Origin of the sequence: Novosphingobium sediminis, from assembly GCF_007991615.1 — a bacterium.
Lineage (GTDB): Bacteria > Pseudomonadota > Alphaproteobacteria > Sphingomonadales > Sphingomonadaceae > Novosphingobium > Novosphingobium sediminis.
The window spans coordinates 38698-57790 of record NZ_BJYR01000012.1; the positions used below are offsets into that span (position 1 = coordinate 38698).

Sequence of the window (19093 nt, forward strand, 5' to 3'; positions counted from 1 at the left end):
AAGCCGGGGCCTTCGGTTTCTACGGCCGATCCAGCACATACCCCAGCGAACGCACGGTGCGCAGCGGATAGCCTGCGCCCGCCTCGCGCAGCGCGCGGCGCAGGCGGCTGACCCACGCGTCCACGGTGCGCTCGTCGATCGGTTGTTCCTTCTTGCCCAGCGCTGCGATCAGCTGCGTGCGGCTGAACACGTGCCCCGGCTGCTCCATCAGATAGCGCAGCAAGCGCAACTCGTTGGGCATCAGTGGCACCGGCTTGTCGCGCCAGCGGGCCTGCAGTGCGGTGAGATCAAGCGACAGATCGCCCAGCCTGAGCGAGCGGGCAGGGGCATCGCGCTCGGGCAGCTGAACGGAAAGGACCCGGTCGAGCACCGAAGCGCGGTCGATCGGGCCGAGAATGTAATCGTCCGCTCCGGCCCTCAGCGCCCGGCGCTTGGCATCCGCATCGTCTTCTTCGAGCACAAGCGTGATGTGCGCCGCCTCGGTTTGCGGATCACAGCGTAGGCGGCGGCACAGCTCAAGCCCTGAAAGTTCGGGCAGCAGCCAGCCGACAAAGGCCCACGGGTTGCCATCTAGCAGCGGCAGCGGTGCCATCCAGTTCCAGCGATGAAAGACGACCCGCAAGTCGCCATGGACAAAACTGTCCTGCCCGCCGGGGAGCGCGTCGGTGAGGAGAATGTCGATCTGCCGCATCGGAACCGGTTTCCACGTGTTCGGGCAAGGGGCCCTATCCGGTTCTCTGTCGCGCTAGTGTGACGGCTCCATGACGATATTACAGTGCAGGAGATTGCCCACCCCCGACCCTTCCCGCATGCGGGAGGGGAGTCACGAGTTCAACCTTCCCCCCTCCCGCATGCGGGAGGGGCTGGGGGTGGGCAATCCAGCGCGCCGCCTAGACCGGCAGCCCCACATAATTCTCAGCAATGCTCGCCTGCGCCGCTTCGCTCGAAGCGATGTAGTCAAGTTCGGCCACCTGCATCGCGCGTTCGAACGGGCCGTCTTCGGGGAAGCGGTGCATCAGCTTGGTCAGCGTCCAGCTGAAACGTTCGCACTTCCACACGCGTGCGAGCGCGCGCTTGGAATAGGCTGCCACTGCATCGTTATCCGCCCGCTTGAAGTATCGGCACAGCGCTTCGGCGGCATAGTGGACATCGCTCGCGGCCAGGTTCAGCCCCTTCGCACCCGTCGGCGGCACGATATGCGCGGCATCGCCGCACAGCAGCAGGCTGCCGTGGCGCATCGGTTCGAACACATAGGAGCGCAAGGGCGCGATCGACTTCTCGATCGAGGGCCCGCGGGTCATCCCCGCCGCCGCCTCAGGCCCCAGCCGCACCGCCAGTTCGTCCCATAGCCGCTCGTCGCTCCAGTCCTCAATGCGCTCGGTCAGCGGCACGTCGATGTAATAGCGGCTGCGCGTCTTGCTGCGCATGGAGGCGAGCGCAAAGCCGCGTTCATGGTTGGCGTAGATAAGTTCGTCGTGGCAGGGCGGGACATCCGCCAGAATGCCCAGCCAGCCGAAGGGGTAGACACGCTCGTACTCGCGGCCAACGGAGGCCGGGATTGCCTTGCGCGATGGGCCGTGGAACCCGTCGCACCCGGCAATGAAGCGCGCGGTCAGCCGCTCCTCGCGGCCATCGCGGCGGAACGTTACCGACGGTGCATCGCCTTCGATATCGTGCAGCGCGACATCTTCGGCGCCGTAGATCACTTCGAGCCCGCGCTCGGGCGCTGCGTCCATCAGGTCGCGGGTGATCTCGGTCTGGCCGTAGACCCACACCGTCTTGCCGGTGTACTTCGCAACGTCGATGCGGATCAGCCGCTCGCCATCGGCGAAGTTGAAGCCTTCCTCGACCAGCCCCTCCGCCTTGAGGCGCGCGTCGAGCCCCAGCCGTTCCATCAGCCCGACTGTGATCTGCTCCAGAACGCCGGCGCGGATGCGGGAGAGCACATAGTCCGGCGTCTGCCGTTCGATCACCACGCATTCGATGCCTTCGGCCTTGAGCAGATGGCCCAGCAGCAGGCCTGCGGGGCCCGCGCCGATGATGGCGACTTGCGTTTGCATGATCTTGTCTCCCGGCAGCCCGCTGTCTTGGCGGGTCACGTTTCGTCATTTGACAGGCGCGGCGAATGGACGAAAGACAGAGCCGGGACAAACTCGTGGTACTATCGGGACATGGCAGAGGCAATTCCGCGCTACGCACTCTATGGGGAAGGCCCCATCCAATCCTGGGCCGCCACGCCCGGCGGCTTTGCCCATATCGAGACGATTGCCGAACGCAGCGCGCTGCATGACTGGGAGATCGGCATCCATCGCCACGATCATTTCGTGCAGGTTCTGCTGGTAGAAGGGGGACACGCGAGCGTTACGCTGGATGGGGAGACCACGGATCTGGAAGGGCCGGGCCGGGTGATCGTCCCCGCCGCAGCTGTGCACGGTTTCCGCTTCAGTCAGGGCACGCGCGGCTTTGTCCTCACCTTGTCCACCGACTTCTCCACACGCTCCGCCGCCGCCACCGATCCGCTTCTCACCATGCTAGCACAGGGCGGCATTGCGCAGCTTTCTGACGAAGCGGCTTCCCGCGCGCTATGGCTCGCGCGCGAGATGCTGAGCCTCCAGCAGGAATGGCAGCAGCAGGATCCGTTGTTCCTCGCGCTCGCCGAAAGTCTCATTCGCACCATCGGGCGTGATGGAGCCGCAGCCGACGGCCCCGTCGGTGACGACCAGCGCCTTGCCCGCTTCCGCCAGCTGGTCGAGCTGCACTACCGCCAGCATCGCGATCTCGATTTCTACGCGGACGCGATCGGGCTCACCCGCCGTACGCTCTCGCGGCTCACCGCCGCGCAGCTTGGCTGCTCGCCGATGGACCTCATTCACCGTCGCCTCGCCCTCGAAGCCCAGCGCCTGCTGCGCTTCACCAACGCCACGTCCACGCAGGTCGCTGCCGAGCTCGGCTTCGACGACCCCTCCTACTTCTCGCGCTTCTATTTGCGCATGACCGGGCGGCGTCCGGGCGAGGAGCGCTGAGATCGTCGCCGGAACGGGGAGGGGTGCCGCCGACCCGGGTGTCGGGCCGAAGCGGAGCACCGGGCCCCAATCCGACCTTGCCACACGCGCCCCATCCTCTATGAAAAGTTCACAAATATGAACTGGAGCGATGCACAATGGCGAGGATCAAGACCACCCATGTCGGCAGCCTGCCCCGCGGCGACGAACTGACGCCCCTCCTGCTTGCCCGCGACAAGGGCGAGGCCTACGACGCCGAAGCGTTCGACACCGTGGTCGCAAACGCGGTCGATGCCGCTGTCAAGGCGCAGGTCGAGGCCGGCGTCTCGGTCGTTTCCGATGGTGAACTCGGCAAGGTCGGTTACTCGACCTACATGATCGAGCGCCTCTCGGGCTTTGGCGGCCATATCGACCGCAAGCCCGCAGCAGACCTCGCCGAAGTGCCCAACCTTGCCAAGAAGCTCTCGGCCATCATGGGCAGCCAGGAATTCGTCCGTGCCTCGTGCATCGGAGATGTGCGCCTTGTCTCCTTGCAGCCGCTGCATGACGATATCCGCCGCTTCCGCGCTGCACTCGACAAGCACGCCGGGCCGGACACTGAAGCTTTCATGAACGCCGCATCGCCCGGCCTCATCACCGCTTTCCAGGTCAACCGCCACTACCCCAGCCATGAAGCCTATCTCGCTGATCTGGCGGACGCGATGCGCGAGGAATACGAGACCATCGTGAACGCGGGCTTCTATCTCCAGCTCGATTGCCCAGATCTCGCAATGAGCCGCCACACCGGCTATCAGGACATGAGCGAGGCGGACTTCCTCAAGGTCGCTGCCGCAAATGTCGAGGCGCTCAACGCCGCCACGGCCAACATCCCGCCCGAAAAGATGCGCATGCATGTGTGCTGGGGCAATTACGAAGGCCCGCATGATCACGACATTCCGCTGGAGCGCGTGATCGACATCGTGCTGGAGGCGCGGCCCTCCACAGTCCTGTTCGAAGCGGCCAACCCGCGCCACGAGCATGAATGGAAGGTGTGGAAAGACGCCAAGCTGCCCGGCGACAAGATCCTCGCCCCCGGCGTAATCGACACCTGCTCGAACTACATCGAGCACCCGGAACTCATCGCCCAGCGCATCGAGCGCTTCGCAGAATTCGTCGGGCCGGACCGCGTCATCGGCAGCACCGATTGCGGCTTCGGCACCTTCGCGGGCTACGGCAAGATCGATCCCATCGTCACCTGGCGGAAACTGCGCAACTTGCGCGAAGGCGCGGATATCGCGGGCGCGCGCCTGTGACCGAGGAGGAACGCCGCGCCGCCGAGGCGGACTGTGCGCGCCTGATCGCGCTCTATGCCAACCTCAACGACGAGGCGCGCTGGGATGAAGTGGCGGCGCTCTATGCCGAAGACGGCGTGATGGTCCGCCCGACCGCACCCGACGCGCCGATCCACGGCCGCGAGGCGATCCTCGCTGCGTTCCGGAGCCGCCCGGCGCGCACCACGCGGCACGTGTGCAGCAACGTGGTGATCACCGTGGAGAGCGCAGATACGGCCTCCGGCGTCAGCGCCATGCTGCTGTTCACCGGGGCCAGCGCGCCGCTGGTGGGCTCGTTCCATGACAGGTTCGTGCGGACAGCCGAAGGCTGGCGCTTTGCGGAGCGGCGCGGCTCGCTTACCTTCGCCCCCTGATGAACGCGCCTGCTGCCCCCCCGGTCAAATCCGCGCTGCGCACGCTCGATGTGATCGAGTTCGTCGTCGCGCACCGGCAGGGCGTGGTGGCGCAGGAAATCGCCGGCGCGCTCGGCATTCCGGTCAGCAGCCTGTCGTACCTGCTCACCACGCTGGCGGATCGCGGCTATCTCGTCCGCGAGGGGCGTCGCTACCTCCCCGGCCCATCGCTGGCGCGCCTGCGCGCCGCGCCCGAAGCGCTGCCGCTGGCAGACCGCGTCGCCCCGCTGGTTCGCGCGCTCAAGGGCGAACTCAACGAAACCGCCTCGTTCATGGTCCAGCGCGGATGGGACGTCGAAGCGCTCGTCACCGAAGCGAGCGATCAGGCGCTGCGCTATGCCGTCGATCCCGGCACGCGGCGGCCGCTCCATGCGCTGGCCGCGGGGAAAGTGATCCTCGCCGCGCTGCCGCCAAGCGAACTCGCGCGCTACTTCGCCGAGACGAACCGCGCCGTGTTCACTCCGGCCACGCGGACAAGCGAGGCTGACCTGACCGCTGACATTGCCCGCATTACCGCCGATGGCATGGCCGTGGCGCGCGAGGAGGCGACTGTCGGCATCGTGGGCACCGCAGTTCCCGCTCAGATCGACGGCCTGTTCGTCGGCGCCTTCAGCGTTGCCATCCCCGCCGTGCGCTTCGACGCTGCGCTTGAAGGGCGCGTTCGGCAGGCATTGTTGCGCGCGGCGACGGCGCTGGGCTGAAAGAGAGGTACCCCTCCGACCCGCTTCGCGGGCCACCTCCCCATTTGCGTCTGCGACGAAAATGGAGAGGAAACAGATCCTCTCCATTTTTCCCGTAGGGACAAATGGGGAGGTGGCAGCCCGAAGGGCTGACGGAGGGGGCCTTACTTCTTCATCCCCTCGGTAATCCGCTGCGTCTCCGCCTGCGTCGAGGCCGGGCCGGTATTGCGCTTGTAGATGCCGCCCTGACCGGCCGCGCGGTTGAACAGGTCCGGCCCGCCTTCCGGCTGCTCGAGCCCGAACAGCGGGAACAGCCCCGGATGCCGGCCCAGTCCGCCGTAGAGATCGAGGCAGCGCTCGATCCAGCCGCGCAGCGGATCGTCGTTCGCGAGCACCGGCACCTTGCACACCGACGACGTGAACAGGATGCCGCCCATGATGCGGTAGTCGGCATAGTTGGGCGCATCGCCGCCCAGCCATTCGTGCTGCCCCAGCGTCGCGCGCAGCGGCTCCAGCGCGGCGGAAATGCCCGGCAGCCGCTGTTCGCGCCCGGCCTGCATGTCCTCCAGCTTCTTGCCCAGCATCTTCTCGCGGCTGTGGGTGATGTATTCATGGTCCTGCGGCAGCGAGAGATCGCGGTAGTCGGCGCAGAAGCAGCGCATCCACGGGCCGACAGCGGCGCCCCAGAACCAGTGATCAAGCGCCTTCAGCGTCGCGGCGACGGAGGGGTGCGGGATCAGGGCAGGGCGGTCCGGGTACTTGGCGTCGAGGTATTCGACGATGCCCCAGCTATCGAGCACCCACTCACCATCGTCGACGATTGCCGGCAGCCGCTCGGTCTTGCCGCCCGTCCGCTCGAGAATGCCGGTGAACCCGCCGGGCACCACATCCAGCTCGAAGCCCTTGTGCTTCAACGCATACTTGGTTGCCCACACGAACGGACTGATCGTCGCCCCGGTGCTGAGCGCAAGGTCGTAGAAGGTGATCGTGTTGTTGGCGGCCATGGTCGTCCTCTCGCATATCGTTCCCGGCAATCTGCCAGATATTGTTAGTAACACAAACTATTTTTGAGATGCTCAAAGCAAAGGCGCCGGACCCGCAGACACGGAACCGGCGCCTTCAGATCGCTTTCAGCACAGCCGAAACATCAGCTCACTTCCGCGTGCGCCAGCCTTCGGCATAGTTGTCGCGCGCCGCAGCCACATAGGGCACGGGGGCCACGACCGCCTTGATCTCGGTCTGCACGTGCGGCTCGACAGTCGGCTTGCTGGTGCCACCATCCGGCTCACCCCACAGCAGCGAAACCTCGGTGCCCGGCGCCGCAAAGCCCGGCTCCATCATCGCCAGCGTCAGGAACTTGCCCTCGTTCGCGGTGTAGCCGATCCAGGTGGAGAGGCCGACCTGCTTGCCACCCGAGAGCACCTGATCGAACGGGTGCATCGAATAGACCGAGCTCGGATATTCCATGAACTTCGCCCGCTCGCCCTGCGACAGCGCGGAGGACTGCACGCGCATCACGTCCTCGTTGTCGAGCGCGAGCGTCACCTTGGTGCGGTGGTTCCCCGCCGCCGCCATCTTCTCGAGCGCCGCGCGGCCAATGAAGTCATGGTCGAACTTGACGAAGGTGCCATAACCCAGATCCCACGGCGTGGTGTAATAGCCCTCGACCGTCTCGGGCACCCAGCTGCCGCCGACCGAGCACTTGGCCTCATAGGAATTGGCCGTCAGCCACGCGCGATAGGGCGCCAGCGCCTCGCCGGTGTAGATCGCTGGGAAGGGGGAGGGGATCCAGCCCGACTCCAGCGTGTTGGACGAATAAGCCCGGCCGCCGACCAGCGCCATGCCGAATTCCTTGCCCGCTTCGACCAGCGCGGCGTGCACCGTGCCATAGTCTTCCCACGGGCTCATCAGCTCGAAGCCCGGCTGGCCGGCCATGCCGTGACGCAGCGCGCGCACTTCCTTGCCGCCGATGGTGAGGCGGCACATGTGGAAGAACTTGAGCTCGGGCGGCGTCGCGCCGATGGCCTTCTCGATGATCTTCATCGCGTTCGGGCCCTGCACCTGGAAGCGGTAGGAATTGCGCTTCCCATCCGTGCGCATCGCCCAGCGCTCGTCGCGCTCCACGGTCACGTTCCAGTTGCCGGTCGCGGCGTGGTATTCCACCCACTCGATCGCCGGCGCGCGGCCGACCAGGTTGAAGTGGTTCTCGTCGAGGTAGAACAGGATCACGTCACCGATGACGTAACCATCCGGCGTCACCGGCACGAACTGCTTGGCGCGCTCCGGAATGAAGTTCTTGAAGGTGTTGACGCCAAGATACTCGAGCATCTTGAACGCATCGGGGCCCTTAACCGCCAGATCGACCATGTGGTACGACTGGTTGTAGAGCACCGCCGTATGCCCCCAGGCCCACTGCTCCGCGCGCCAGTTGGAATATTCCGCCGGCACGCCGGGATAGACGTTCGGCCCGACTTGCTGGTTGCGCAGGAAGTGAACGAGGTCTGGCTGGCCGCCGATCACGGCTTCAAGCGATTGGGTCATGGCAAGGCTCTCCCGGAATGCGATTACGGAGTCGCCATGCCTGAATTTCACCGGGCTGAAAAGTTCAGTTATGTGAAATAGCGAAAAAAGTTGGGACTGGTCCCAAACTCGCCACCTCCCCGCTACGTCACCCTGAACTTGGTTCAGGGTCCATCGTGCCGCAAATGCTGGTGCCAGCAGGCAAGGCGCATGCAGCGCAGTTTGGCTGCTATCCGCTGGCACCAGTGCTGCGTGGAAAGATGGACCCTGAACCAAGTTCAGGGTGACGAATCTGAGATGTGGCGCCCGAGCCCCCAAACGCAAAAGGCCGGCCCAAACGGACCGGCCTCTTGGCTAACCAGACGGCTGAAATCAGCCCTCGACGTGCTCGGCCAGCACGGTGAGGCCCTTCTCGCTCACTTCGGCAAAACCGCCGGTGATGAGGATGTCCTCAGGCGCCGCGCCATTGGTGCGGTACACGCGCAGCGCGCCGTCCTGGATCGTCGACATGAACGGCGCATGGCCTTCCAGCACGCCGAAGTTGCCTTCCGAGCCGGGGACTTCGACCATGAAGACCTCTTCCGAACGGACGAGGCGGGCCGGGGTGACGAGTTCGAAGTGGAGCGACATCGTTTTCTAACTCCCCCCTCCCGCTTGCGGGAGGGGTCGGGGGTGGGCAGGGGTGAAACGCCGCGTTTGCTGCAGGCCCACCCCAAACCCCTCCCGCAGGCGGGAGGGGCTTAAGAGAAATCAGGCTTCTTCAGCCAGCTTCTTGGCCTTGGCGACCACATCTTCGATGCCGCCAACCATGTAGAACGCGGCTTCCGGCAGGTGGTCGTACTCGCCGTCAACCACCGCCTTGAACGAGGCAACGGTATCTTCGACCTGCACGAACTTGCCCGAGATGCCGGTGAACACTTCGGCCACGTGGAAGGGCTGCGAGAGGAAGCGCTGGATCTTGCGCGCGCGGGCAACGATCAGCTTATCTTCTTCCGAAAGCTCGTCCATGCCGAGAATGGCGATGATGTCCTGCAGCGACTTGTACTTCTGCAGGGTTTCCTGAACGCGGCGGGCGGTCTCGTAGTGCTCCTGGCCGACGACGGCCGGGGTAAGAACGCGGCTGGTCGAGTCGAGCGGGTCAACCGCCGGATAGATGCCGAGTTCCGAGATCGCGCGGTTCAGCGTGGTCGTCGCGTCCAAGTGGGCGAACGAGGCAGCCGGCGCCGGGTCGGTAAGGTCGTCCGCGGGAACGTAGATCGCCTGCACCGAGGTGATCGAACCCTTGGTGGTCGAGGTGATGCGCTCCTGCAGCGCGCCCATGTCGGTCGCGAGGGTCGGCTGATAGCCCACCGCCGAAGGAATACGGCCGAGCAGAGCCGACACTTCCGAACCCGCCTGCGTGAAGCGGAAGATGTTATCGACGAAGAACAGCACGTCCTGGCCTTCTTCATCGCGGAAGTATTCGGCCATGGTCAGGCCCGAAAGCGCGACGCGGGCGCGGGCGCCCGGCGGCTCGTTCATCTGGCCGAACACGAGAGCAACCTTCGAACCTTCGGGGGTCGGGTTGCCGTCGGCGTCCTTGGCGATAACGCCGGCGTCGAGGAACTCGTGGTAAAGGTCGTTACCCTCGCGGGTGCGCTCGCCGACGCCGGCGAACACCGAAACGCCGCCGTGGCCCTTGGCGATGTTGTTGATCAGTTCCTGAATGAGCACGGTCTTGCCCACGCCGGCGCCGCCGAACAGGCCGATCTTGCCGCCGCGCGCATAAGGCGCGAGCAGGTCGATGACCTTGATGCCGGTGACCAGAATGGCCGCTTCGGTCGACTGGTCGATGAATTCGGGGGCCTTGGCGTGGATCGGCGCGGTCTTTTCCGCGTTGACCGGGCCGCGTTCGTCGATCGGCTCACCGATCACGTTGAGGATGCGGCCGAGCGTCATCGGGCCGACCGGCACCGAGATCTGCGCGCCGGTGCTCTTCACGCTCTGGCCGCGGGTCAGGCCGTCGGTCGAGTCCATCGCGATCGTGCGGACGGTGTTTTCGCCGAGGTGCTGCGCAACTTCGAGAACAAGGCGATTGCCGTTGTTGTCGGTTTCCAGCGCGGTGAGAATCGCCGGCAGTTCGCCGGTGAAGGTCACGTCGACGACGGCGCCGATGACCTGGCTGATCTTGCCAGTGGTGGTCTGGTTGAGGACGGCTGCGGTGGCCATTTTGGTTTCCTTACCTGAGATTTCTTAGAGCGCTTCGGCGCCAAAGTTGCCTGATGTTGCTACAGCGCTTCCGCGCCAGCAATGATTTCGATGAGTTCGGTCGTGATCGCGGCCTGACGGCTGCGGTTGTACTGGATCGTCAGCTTCTGGATCAGCTCGCCCGCGTTGCGCGTGGCGTTGTCCATCGCGGTCATCGAAGCACCCTGCTCGGATGCTTCACGCTCCAGCAGCGCGCCGAAGACCTGCGTGGTGACGTAGCGCGGCAGCAGCGCCTCGAGGATTTCCTCTTCGCCGGGCTCGTACTCGACCACGGCATCGCCGCCCGAAGCCACGACGGGCGCGGGCACGGGGATCAGTTGCTGCGTCACGGGTTCCTGCGTCAGCGCGTTCTTGAACACCGGCGAGACCAGATGGGCGACATCGAACTTGCCTGCCTCGAACATGGCGATCAGTTCGTGCGCGATGGCGCTGGCCTCGTCGAAGCCGGGCGTGCGCACCAGGCTGGTGTCATACCCGGCGGCAGCGGCAGCCGGGAAGTCACGCCGGATCGGCGCACGGCCCTTCTTGCCCACGAGGTAGAAGCTCACCGTCTTGCCCGCGGCTTCGAGTGCGCGAGCCTGCGCCCGTGCTTCCTTGACGATGTTCGAGTTGAGACCGCCGCACAGGCCCTTGTCGGTATTGACGACAACGAGAAGGTGGCGCTGGTCAGAGCCCGTGCCGCGCATCAGCAGCGGGGCGCTGTCCTGACCCGCAACCTTGCCGGCAAGGCTGCCCATCACTGCCGCCAGGCGGCTGGCATAGGGGCGCGCGGCTTCGGCAGCCGACTGCGCCTTGCGCAGCTTGGCCGCCGCGACCATCTGCTTGGCCTTGGTGATCTTCTGGGTCGACTTGACCGAGTTGATCCGGCCCTTGAGTTCCTTAAGCGAGGCCATGACTTACTTGTCACCTGTCTTGCGAGTGGCATTCCAGTTGAACAGGAACTTGCGTTGTTCCGCCCAGGTCTGCCCTTCAACGTGATCCCCGACGAGGCACGCCGCGGTATGATACGGTCCCACCCCATCGGTGGTGCGGAAGCTGACGCAGGTCCGGCCGCGATCGGCTTCCCAGCGTCCTGCTTCGATGTCGTTCTGGTAGAACATGCCCGTTACCGTGCCGTCCCCATTGAGCGTAAGCACCATCGGCTTGGTGTATGCTTCCCCCGGCTTGGCCGAGAGATCGACCACCCATTCACCTGCGATCGGACCTGCCACCCCGCCCGCAAGGGCCGGAGTGGGCAGTGCCGCTGCGCAGAGAAGGATGGCCGAAAGCCGCATCAGGCGAACTGCTTGCCGAACGCGTCGAGCGCGGCGACCAGCTTGCCCTTGGCTTCGTCGCCGAGGTCCTTGGTGTCGCGGATCAGCGTGAGCAGGTCAGCATGGCTCGAGCGCAGGTGGCTCAGAAGCTCGGCCTCGTACTCGTTGACGCGGTTCACCGGGATGCCGTCGAGGTAGCCCTGCGTACCCGCAAAGATCACGCAGGTCTGCTCTTCGAAGCCCAGCGGCGAGAACTGCGGCTGCTTGAGCAGCTCGGTCAGGCGCGCACCGCGGTTGAGGAGCTTCTGGGTCGAGGCGTCGAGGTCCGAACCGAACTGCGCGAAGGCCGCCATTTCGCGGTACTGCGCGAGCTCGAGCTTGATCGAGCCGGCGACCTTCTTCATCGCCTTGGTCTGCGCCGACGAACCCACGCGGCTCACCGAGAGACCGACGTTGATGGCCGGGCGGATGCCCTGGTAGAACAGGCCGGTTTCAAGGAAGATCTGGCCGTCGGTGATCGAGATCACGTTGGTCGGGATGTACGCCGAAACGTCGCCCGCCTGCGTTTCGATGATCGGCAGCGCGGTCAGCGAGCCATTGCCGTTGTCGTCGTTCATCTTCGCGGCGCGCTCAAGCAGGCGCGAGTGGAGATAGAACACGTCGCCCGGGTAGGCTTCGCGGCCCGGCGGACGGCGGAGCAGCAGCGACATCTGGCGGTAGGCCACGGCCTGCTTGGAAAGGTCGTCGTACACGATCACGGCGTGCATGCCGTTGTCGCGGAAGAACTCGCCCATCGTCGCACCGGTGTAGGGCGCGAGGTACTGCAGCGGCGCGGGCTCCGAAGCGGTCGCGGCGATGACGATGGAGTATTCCATCGCGCCGTTCTCTTCGAGCTGGCGGACGATCTGCGCCACGGTCGAGCGCTTCTGGCCGACAGCGACGTAGATGCAGTAGAGCTTCTTGCTCTCGTCATCGCCCGCGTTGACGGCCTTCTGGTTGATGAAGGTGTCGATCGCGACGGCGGTCTTGCCGGTCTGGCGGTCGCCGATGATCAGCTCGCGCTGGCCGCGGCCGACGGGAACGAGGGCGTCGATCGCCTTGAGGCCGGTCTGCACGGGTTCGTGCACCGACTTGCGCGGGATGATGCCCGGAGCCTTGACTTCGACGCGGGTGCGGACGGCGTCAGCAATCGGGCCCTTGCCGTCGATCGGGTTGCCCAGCGCGTCGACCACGCGGCCGAGCAGGCCCTTGCCAACGGGGACGTCCACGATGGTGCCGGTGCGCTTGACCTGATCGCCTTCCTTGATCTCGGCGTCCGAGCCGAAGATCACGACGCCGACATTGTCGGCTTCGAGGTTGAGGGCCATGCCCTTAACCCCGTTCGAGAACTCGACCATCTCGCCGGCCTGGACCTGGTCGAGGCCGTAGATGCGGGCGATACCGTCACCGACCGACAGCACGGAGCCGACTTCCGAGACCTGGGCCTCGGTGCCGAAGCTGGCGATCTGGTCCTTGATGACCTTCGAGATTTCAGCGGCGCGGATTTCCATTTTCAGCCTTTCATGAAGCCTGTTTGCTTAGCCCTGGGCCTTAGCCCTTCATGGCCTGGGCAAGCGAATTGAGACGGGTACGGATCGAGCCGTCGATCATGCGGCTGCCGATCTTAACGACGAGGCCGCCAAGAATAGCCGGATCGACATGGGCCTTGACCGTGACGGAGCGGCCCTCGCGGGCCTTGAGCTTGTCAGCCAGCTGCGCGAGCTGCGCTTCATCGAGCGGGTGCGCGGTGGTCACTTCGGCGGTCACTTCGCCGCGCGCGGCAGCAGCGATCACGGTGAACGCGCGCACGACGTCGGGCAGCGAGGCGAGGCGGCGGTTGGCCGCGAGCACGCCGAGGAAGTTGCGGGTGAGGGTGCTGAGCTTCAGGTGCTCTGCCACCGCATCCACCGCCTTCGCCGCGGCATCGCGCGAAACTTCGGGGTTCTTGAGCAGCGAGGCAAGATCTGCCGATTCGCGCACCGCAGAAGCGAGGGTGTCGAGGTCGGATTCGACCGCCGTCACGACCCCGTGTTCGCCCGCCAAGTCATAGAGCGCGGCCGCGTAACGTCCCGCCAAGCTGGCCGTAATCCCGCCGGAAATCTCCACGCGCCTTGGTCCCCTTCATCCAGGATGGATCGCAAATGTAGGTTGCATGAGCCATGGTGCCGTGCACAAAACACAGCGGCCCGCAATGGGGGCGCGCCTAGCAACCAAGTCCCGGCCTGACAAGATGCCAGATGCCGATTCCGTGGGGCATTGGGGCAGCGTGGGTGAAATCGCGCAGAATCAGGTGGGCGTTACGGCGCGGGATGGCAATTGTACCGCAGCCGCTCATTGGGTTCGGGGGGGAGCAGCGCGCGGATGCTGCCCTGCGCTTCACCCAGCGCACGGGCTGCCGCTTCGTTCCCGCCGCAAGCTGGTGACTTGAGCTTCGTGCGTGCCTCCCGCACGGCGGTCATCGCGTCGAGCCCCATGAGGTAGCGCTCGACCGTGTACTCCCGCCGCTCCGGATCGAAACGTGTGACCGAGACTGTCGCTTCGCCCTGCGGCACGAGCACGCGGCTCCAGCCATCCCCGGCAAGGCCATACTGCGTCTTGCCATTGACGCAGCCGCCCGGAGCCCATGTCAGCGGCACGTCGGTCACGTCGGAGACGGTAACCCGGCTGCGCTGCGGATCGAGCACGCAGACCAGCTTTTGCGGGGTTTCTGGCGCTTCGGCGCTGGCGTCTGCAGTCGGGCCGGCCTGGGTCTCGGCCTTGGCTTCGGCGATGATATCCTTCGCCCGCTCGTCGATCAGGCTCAGCGGCGGACGCAGCAGCCAGGTGCCGATGGCCGCCGTGAGCAGCAGCCCCGCAGCGCCGCCCGCAATCTTCAGTTCGCGCTGCTTGCCGCGCTGCATGAAGGCAAACGCCCCCGCCCCCGCCGCAAACGCCATGAGCAGCAGCACGGCGGCGATGGCCAGCCCGTTGTCCCGCTCGGACAGGATCTGCAGTTCGGCATCGTGCTGTGCCTTCGCGGCAAAGTCCGCCTGCGCTGCCTTGCGCGCTTCCGCCTCTGCCGCCAGCCGCGCCTGATCCTCCGCCCCGCGCGCTGCATCTGCGCGGTCGAGATCGGCGATCGAAGTGCAGGGCGTGCCGCTCGCATGCGGGCTCACGCCGGCCTCCTGCAGGAACGCGGCCAACTCGCGCATCGAGATCGCGAAATAGAACGCCGAATCGGTTGAGTTGTCGCTCACGGTGCCGAAGCTGTTGACGCCGATCACCCGTCCGCAGGCATCGAGCAGCGGCCCGCCCGAATTGCCCGCCCCGATCGGCGCCGTGTGCAGGATCGTATCGAAGGCCTTGGACGAGCGCCCTGCGGAGATATAGCCGCGCGTCTTCACGGCGGCCTGCGGGCTGACAAGGTCGCCCATCGAAAGCCCTTCGGCCATGTCGACATTGCCGGGATAGCCCGCAGCATAGACTTCCTGGCTATCCGCCGGCGCGCCTGAAAACACCGTCAGCGCCGCGAGCGAGGCGCCTTGCTTCAGCTTGAGCAGCGCCAGATCGCGCTGGGGCGAATAGGCGGCAATTGTCACGGCAAACCCGCCGCGCCCTTCGGAAGGCACGACCCCCGCCACGATCCCGTCGCTGCTGCGCAGGTCCTCCACGACATGGGCATTAGTCACCACGAGATCGGGCGCGATGGCAAAGCCCGTGCCATGGCTCACCAATTGTGCCGCGCCGCCGTCATACCGGATCAGCACGACGCGCACGACGCCCCGACTGGCAGCGGCGATATCGGCGGGATCGGCCGTCCCCACGCCGGGCAGCGCGGCGATCATGAGGGCGACGAAGGCGGCGATCAGGCGGTAAAGTCTGTGCATCGTCCACGGTTGTTGCCGGGATTCGATTGGACCGCAAGCAGCGGGAGGCGTAGCGAGCAGGAAGCCGCTATCGCCGCCTGACCAAGCAGCAGGAGCACCGCCATGAGCCATTCCGACCAGACGCCTTCCGCCGCAGCTTCTGCTTGGGTCGATGGCGGCCGGGGCACAGTGATCCGCTGGGATGTTGCGCAGACCTCGCTCGGCCCGATGCTCGTCGCCGCGAGTGAAAAGGGCGTCGTCCGCCTTTCGTTCGGGGAGGATCCCGCTGTCCTCGCCGAGCGGTTCCCCAAGGCAGAGCGCGTGCAGGGCGGTGGCACGTTCCCCGCGCTCCTTGTGGAAATCGTAAGAGCCGCCGAGGCCCCCGGCGAGACGGATTTCGACCACATCCCCGTCGATGTTTCCGGCACGCCGTTTCAGCAAAGCATCTGGCAGGCCTTGCGCCGCATTCCGAAGGGCGAGACGCGCACTTATGCCGAGCTTGCCGCCGAAGTCGGCCGGCCCGGCGCGGTGCGCGCGGCGGGCTCTGCCAATGGCGCGAACCACGTCTCGCTGCTCATTCCCTGCCACCGCGTGATCCGCACGGACGGCAGCCTTGGCGGCTATGCCTGGGGCCTCGAGATCAAGGCCAGGCTGCTCCAGCGCGAAGGCGCGCTTCTGCTGATTTAGCCGCGCGGTTAAATCGCCTTCCCATCGGGGGCAGGCGTGATGTACCCTCGCGCGGAATCAGAACATCCAAGGGAGAACTCCATGCCCACCGTCACGCTCGAACCCGGTATGCCGCAGACCATTGGCGAGGCTTTCGCCCACATCGGCACGGTCACCGCGCCCACCGTGACGGACATCAAGGTCATGTGCCTCGTCGAGGCTGCCAGCCGCGAGCTTTACCGTGCGACCGCAGCAGGCAGCGACAACCCTGCCGTTGCGGACCTGCTCTGCACCAATGGCGACGAGGAGTTCCTCCACGCGACCCGCGCCGCCGCCGTGCTCAAGGTCCTCACCGGCACGGACTTCACGCCGCCTGAAGCCGATGCCAACCCCTACCTCGCCAGCGGCGTGTTCCCGATCGGCGAACTCACCCCGGCCGCGCTGCGCAAACTCGCCCAGACCGAGTTCGACGGCGAGACGCTCTACGAGGGCTGGGCCGCGAGCATCGGCAATGATGAAGCCGCCGCACTCCTGCGCGCCAATGGCAAGGAGGAAACCGACCACGGCAACCGCCTGCTTCAGGCCGCCGCGCTGCTGGAGGGGTGAGGGCGATGACGGGCGCGGCCTCGGCTGAAACCATCGCGGCTTTCCGCGCCCTTCACGTGCCGGGCGATCCGCTCGTGCTGGTCAATATCTGGGATGCAGGCTCAGCCCGCGCGGTCGCTGCTGCCGGGGCCAAGGCCATCGCCACCGGCAGCTATGGCGTCGCGGAAAGCCAGGGCTTCAAGGATGGCGAGACATTTGCGCTCGCCGATGCGATCGCCAATCTCGAGCGGATCCTGCGGGTCACCGAACTGCCCGTCAGCATCGACTTGGAGGCGGGCTATGGCGCGACGCCAGCCGAAGTCGGCACCTCGGTCGCCGCGGCACGCGCGGCAGGCGCCTCGGGCATCAACATGGAAGACCGCCTATCCGGCACCAGCGCTCCGCTGCCTGCGGAGGAAGCTGCCGCCCGCATCGCTGCAGCTGCCGCCAGCGGCCTCTTCGTCAACGCCCGCTGCGACGTATTCCGCGGCCGCGATGTGGCCGCCGATGGTCCAGCACTTGCCAACGAAGTCATCGAACGCGTTCGCCGCTATGCCGATGCGGGTGCAGCCGGTTTGTTCGTCCCGTTCTTGTCGGATGCGGCCACCATTTCCGTGATCTGCGAAAGATCGCCTCTTCCGGTCAATATCCTGTGGTCTCCCCCGTGCGGTGACCGCGACGCGCTCGCCGCGCTTGGCGTGGCGCGCATCAGCCACGGCCACCAGCCATGGGCCGCAGCGATGGACTGGCTGCGCGAGCAGGCAAGAGCGATATTGGGCGGCGCGGTGCCGCCCTATGCGGCAGGCGCCTGAGGCCTACCCCAGTGCCCGATACCCAAACTGCCGGAACCGCACCGCCCCATCACCTGCTGCATACAGCGCGGGGCGCAGGCTGAGCAGGTTGTCGACCGTGTTGGCGTTGTAGCCGGAAACCTCGCTGCGCACGCCGTGGCGCGTCCAGACCTTGCCGTCGATGCTGTAGTAAAACGTCGCGATCTGGTCCTCGCAGGTGATCCTGAGATGCATCTGGCGCGCGGGCGGCGCGGGTTCCGGCCAGTAGGAGGCCTTGCCGCCGCGCCAGGTCGTCATCCGCTGGCCGTCGATGCCCATGCCGAGGAACAGCCGGTCGTCGAAGAACAGCAGCAGCCCGCCGTTTGCTGCGCCTTCCAGTTCCAGTTCGGCGGTGATCTCGTAGGCCCGGTCACCCACCTGCTGGGTCAGCACCGTGCCATCCGCCGGGCTTTTGCCCTTGGCCTCCAGCACCAGTTCGCCGCCGCCCAATCGCACGCGCCGGGCATCGCTGGGGGCGCTGCCGTAGAGGTTCCACAGCGTGCCGAGCCGGCTGGCGGCAAAGTCGTCCGAATGCGCCATGCCATGCGCCGCCGCTGGCCCGCGCGGCATCGCGAGCGGCTGCGAAAGGTCGCCGCCCTTGGCGCGGAACCAGCCATCCGCGGTCCATTCGATTGGCTCCAGCAGCGTCTGCCGTCCCAGCGTCAGGTAGCCGTTCTCGTAGCCATGATAGACCATGAACCACTGTCCGCCCGGCCCTTCGACGCAAGTGGCGTGCCCGCGCGACCACCACATTTCCGCGCGGGACCGGGTCCGCTGGATCGGATTGTGCGGGCAATGCTCCCATGGCCCATGGACCGACCGCGAGCGCGCAGCGACGATCATGTGTCCCGTTGGCGGCCCGCTGGTGCCGCCAACCGCGTTGACGAGATAGAAGTACCCGCCCCGGCGAAACAGCTTCGGGCCTTCGGGTGAATAGGCCTCGGTGATCCAGTCATCGGGATAGCGCCACGCCTCATAGGCCGATTCGACCGGGCTCGCGGTCGCCAGCCCGTCGGGAGTCAACTTCACCCGCTTGCCGCCGTTGAAGAACAGATAGCGCGCGCCGTCTTCGCCCACCACGTGGCCGGGATCGATCAGCCCGCCGATCCTGAGGTCGATCGGCTCGCTCCACGGCCCTGCCATCGAAGGCGCGTGGATCACGTAGATATTGGCAAAGCTCGCGAGGCCCTCGGACCACGGCGCCTTCATGAAGGGGATGTAGATGAAGTAGCGCCCGTCGTGCTTGGCGATGTCGACCGCGAACACCGTCCCCAGAGGTCGGGGGAGGGCAGGCCCCAGCGGACGCCAGTTCACCAGATCGCGCGAATGCCAGATCAGCAGGCCCGGCGCGGAATCGAACGACGAGTGCGTCATGTAGTAATCTTCGCCGTCCTTCAGCACGGACGGATCGGGGTAGTCCCCGGCGAGGATCGGATTGCGGTATGTTCCATTGCCAAGATCGGCGCGCCGCTGCCCCTCGATGCCGCGTGCCCATTGCGGCTGCGCATCGGCGCCAGATATCCCTGCGCCAGCCTGCGCCGGGTCAACCCTGAGCCCGCTGCCGGTTGCAACCGCGCCTGCTAGGCCCAGCTTCATGATGCTTCTGCGCGATTCCACCCCGGTCATCCCTTTATTAGAATATTCGTTCTATATTCTCCGATCGGAGCGATTGCAACGTGCGGCGCCTTGGGCTGAGACTGGAA

At 66.0% G+C, this 19093-nt stretch carries 18 protein-coding genes and 1 pseudogene; 7 read left to right on the plus strand and 12 right to left on the minus strand.

The genetic code is table 11. The annotated features are described in order from the left end of the window. Window positions 1-19 precede the first annotated feature (19 nt). Both NSE01_RS08645 and pobA read right to left on the minus strand, forming a co-directional pair. Window positions 20-691: a response regulator transcription factor gene (locus NSE01_RS08645; RefSeq protein WP_147159200.1), complete on the minus strand. Its 672-nt coding sequence runs from the start codon at window positions 689-691 to the stop codon at window positions 20-22. Window positions 692-890: 199 nt separating this feature from the next. Further along, on the minus strand, window positions 891-2060 hold the full coding sequence (gene pobA, locus NSE01_RS08650; protein WP_147159201.1) for a 4-hydroxybenzoate 3-monooxygenase: 1170 nt from the start codon (window positions 2058-2060) through the stop codon (window positions 891-893). A 111-nt stretch (window positions 2061-2171) separates the two neighbouring features. On the opposite strand from pobA, the gene NSE01_RS08655 reads away from it, so the two are divergent. The 4 genes from NSE01_RS08655 to NSE01_RS08670 all read left to right on the plus strand — a co-directional run bounded on the left by NSE01_RS08655 (window position 2172) and on the right by NSE01_RS08670 (window position 5426). Continuing rightward, the gene (locus tag NSE01_RS08655) at window positions 2172-3023 is read left to right on the plus strand and encodes a helix-turn-helix domain-containing protein (RefSeq protein ID WP_147159202.1); all 852 of its coding nucleotides are present in this window, start codon (window positions 2172-2174) and stop codon (window positions 3021-3023) included. A gap of 137 nt (window positions 3024-3160) precedes the next feature. After that, entirely contained in the window at window positions 3161-4294 is a 1134-nt protein-coding gene (locus NSE01_RS21735; protein ID WP_147159203.1) for a cobalamin-independent methionine synthase II family protein, read from the plus strand. Further along, window positions 4291-4686, plus strand: a complete 396-nt coding sequence (locus NSE01_RS21740; protein WP_246135116.1) for a nuclear transport factor 2 family protein — start codon at window positions 4291-4293, stop codon at window positions 4684-4686. The genes NSE01_RS21735 and NSE01_RS21740 overlap by 4 nt, the downstream gene beginning before the upstream one ends. Continuing rightward, complete coding sequence (locus NSE01_RS08670) at window positions 4686-5426, plus strand: IclR family transcriptional regulator (RefSeq protein WP_147159205.1); 741 nt, start codon at window positions 4686-4688, stop codon at window positions 5424-5426. The genes NSE01_RS21740 and NSE01_RS08670 overlap by 1 nt, the downstream gene beginning before the upstream one ends. 143 nt (window positions 5427-5569) lie before the next feature. On the opposite strand, the gene NSE01_RS08675 is transcribed toward NSE01_RS08670, so the two are convergent. The 9 genes from NSE01_RS08675 to NSE01_RS08715 all read right to left on the minus strand — a co-directional run bounded on the left by NSE01_RS08675 (window position 5570) and on the right by NSE01_RS08715 (window position 15330). Then, window positions 5570-6409, minus strand: a complete 840-nt coding sequence (locus tag NSE01_RS08675) for a beta-etherase (RefSeq protein WP_147159206.1) — start codon at window positions 6407-6409, stop codon at window positions 5570-5572. A gap of 148 nt (window positions 6410-6557) precedes the next feature. Further along, window positions 6558-7946 (minus strand): syringate O-demethylase, encoded by a 1389-nt coding sequence (gene desA, locus NSE01_RS08680; RefSeq protein WP_147159207.1) that lies wholly within the window; start codon window positions 7944-7946, stop codon window positions 6558-6560. Between the two features lie 351 nt (window positions 7947-8297). Then, window positions 8298-8555 (minus strand): ATP synthase F1 subunit epsilon, encoded by a 258-nt coding sequence (locus NSE01_RS08685; protein WP_147159208.1) that lies wholly within the window; start codon window positions 8553-8555, stop codon window positions 8298-8300. 120 nt (window positions 8556-8675) lie between these two features. Next, on the minus strand, window positions 8676-10133 hold the full coding sequence (atpD, locus tag NSE01_RS08690; protein ID WP_147159209.1) for a F0F1 ATP synthase subunit beta: 1458 nt from the start codon (window positions 10131-10133) through the stop codon (window positions 8676-8678). A gap of 59 nt (window positions 10134-10192) precedes the next feature. Then, window positions 10193-11065 (minus strand): F0F1 ATP synthase subunit gamma, encoded by an 873-nt coding sequence (locus tag NSE01_RS08695; protein ID WP_147159210.1) that lies wholly within the window; start codon window positions 11063-11065, stop codon window positions 10193-10195. Between the two features lie 3 nt (window positions 11066-11068). Beyond that, window positions 11069-11446, minus strand: a complete 378-nt coding sequence (locus NSE01_RS08700; RefSeq protein WP_147159211.1) for a hypothetical protein — start codon at window positions 11444-11446, stop codon at window positions 11069-11071. Beyond that, window positions 11446-12975, minus strand: coding sequence for a F0F1 ATP synthase subunit alpha (gene atpA / locus NSE01_RS08705; protein WP_147159212.1), 1530 nt, complete (start codon window positions 12973-12975; stop codon window positions 11446-11448). Before atpA ends, NSE01_RS08700 begins: the two co-directional genes overlap by 1 nt. A gap of 40 nt (window positions 12976-13015) precedes the next feature. Next, window positions 13016-13570 carry a F0F1 ATP synthase subunit delta gene (locus NSE01_RS08710; RefSeq protein ID WP_147159213.1) on the minus strand — a complete coding sequence of 185 codons (555 nt, stop codon included), beginning with the start codon at window positions 13568-13570 and terminating at the stop codon, window positions 13016-13018. Between the two features lie 191 nt (window positions 13571-13761). Then, window positions 13762-15330: a S1 family peptidase gene (locus NSE01_RS08715; protein ID WP_147159214.1), complete on the minus strand. Its 1569-nt coding sequence runs from the start codon at window positions 15328-15330 to the stop codon at window positions 13762-13764. Window positions 15331-15468: 138 nt separating this feature from the next. Between NSE01_RS08715 and NSE01_RS08720 the strand changes: the two are divergent. The 3 genes and pseudogenes from NSE01_RS08720 to NSE01_RS08730 all read left to right on the plus strand — a co-directional run. Next, window positions 15469-15996, plus strand: a pseudogene (locus tag NSE01_RS08720) (methylated-DNA--[protein]-cysteine S-methyltransferase); the annotation flags it as partial. 81 nt (window positions 15997-16077) lie between these two features. Then, on the plus strand, window positions 16078-16581 hold the full coding sequence (locus tag NSE01_RS08725; protein ID WP_147159216.1) for a hypothetical protein: 504 nt from the start codon (window positions 16078-16080) through the stop codon (window positions 16579-16581). A 5-nt stretch (window positions 16582-16586) separates the two neighbouring features. Next, a complete protein-coding gene (locus NSE01_RS08730) occupies window positions 16587-17372 on the plus strand; it encodes an isocitrate lyase/PEP mutase family protein (protein ID WP_147159217.1) in 786 nt (261 codons plus the stop codon). Window positions 17373-17375: 3 nt separating this feature from the next. On the opposite strand, the gene NSE01_RS08735 is transcribed toward NSE01_RS08730, so the two are convergent. After that, on the minus strand, window positions 17376-18986 hold the full coding sequence (locus tag NSE01_RS08735; RefSeq protein ID WP_246135117.1) for a family 43 glycosylhydrolase: 1611 nt from the start codon (window positions 18984-18986) through the stop codon (window positions 17376-17378). Window positions 18987-19093: the final 107 nt, after the last annotated feature.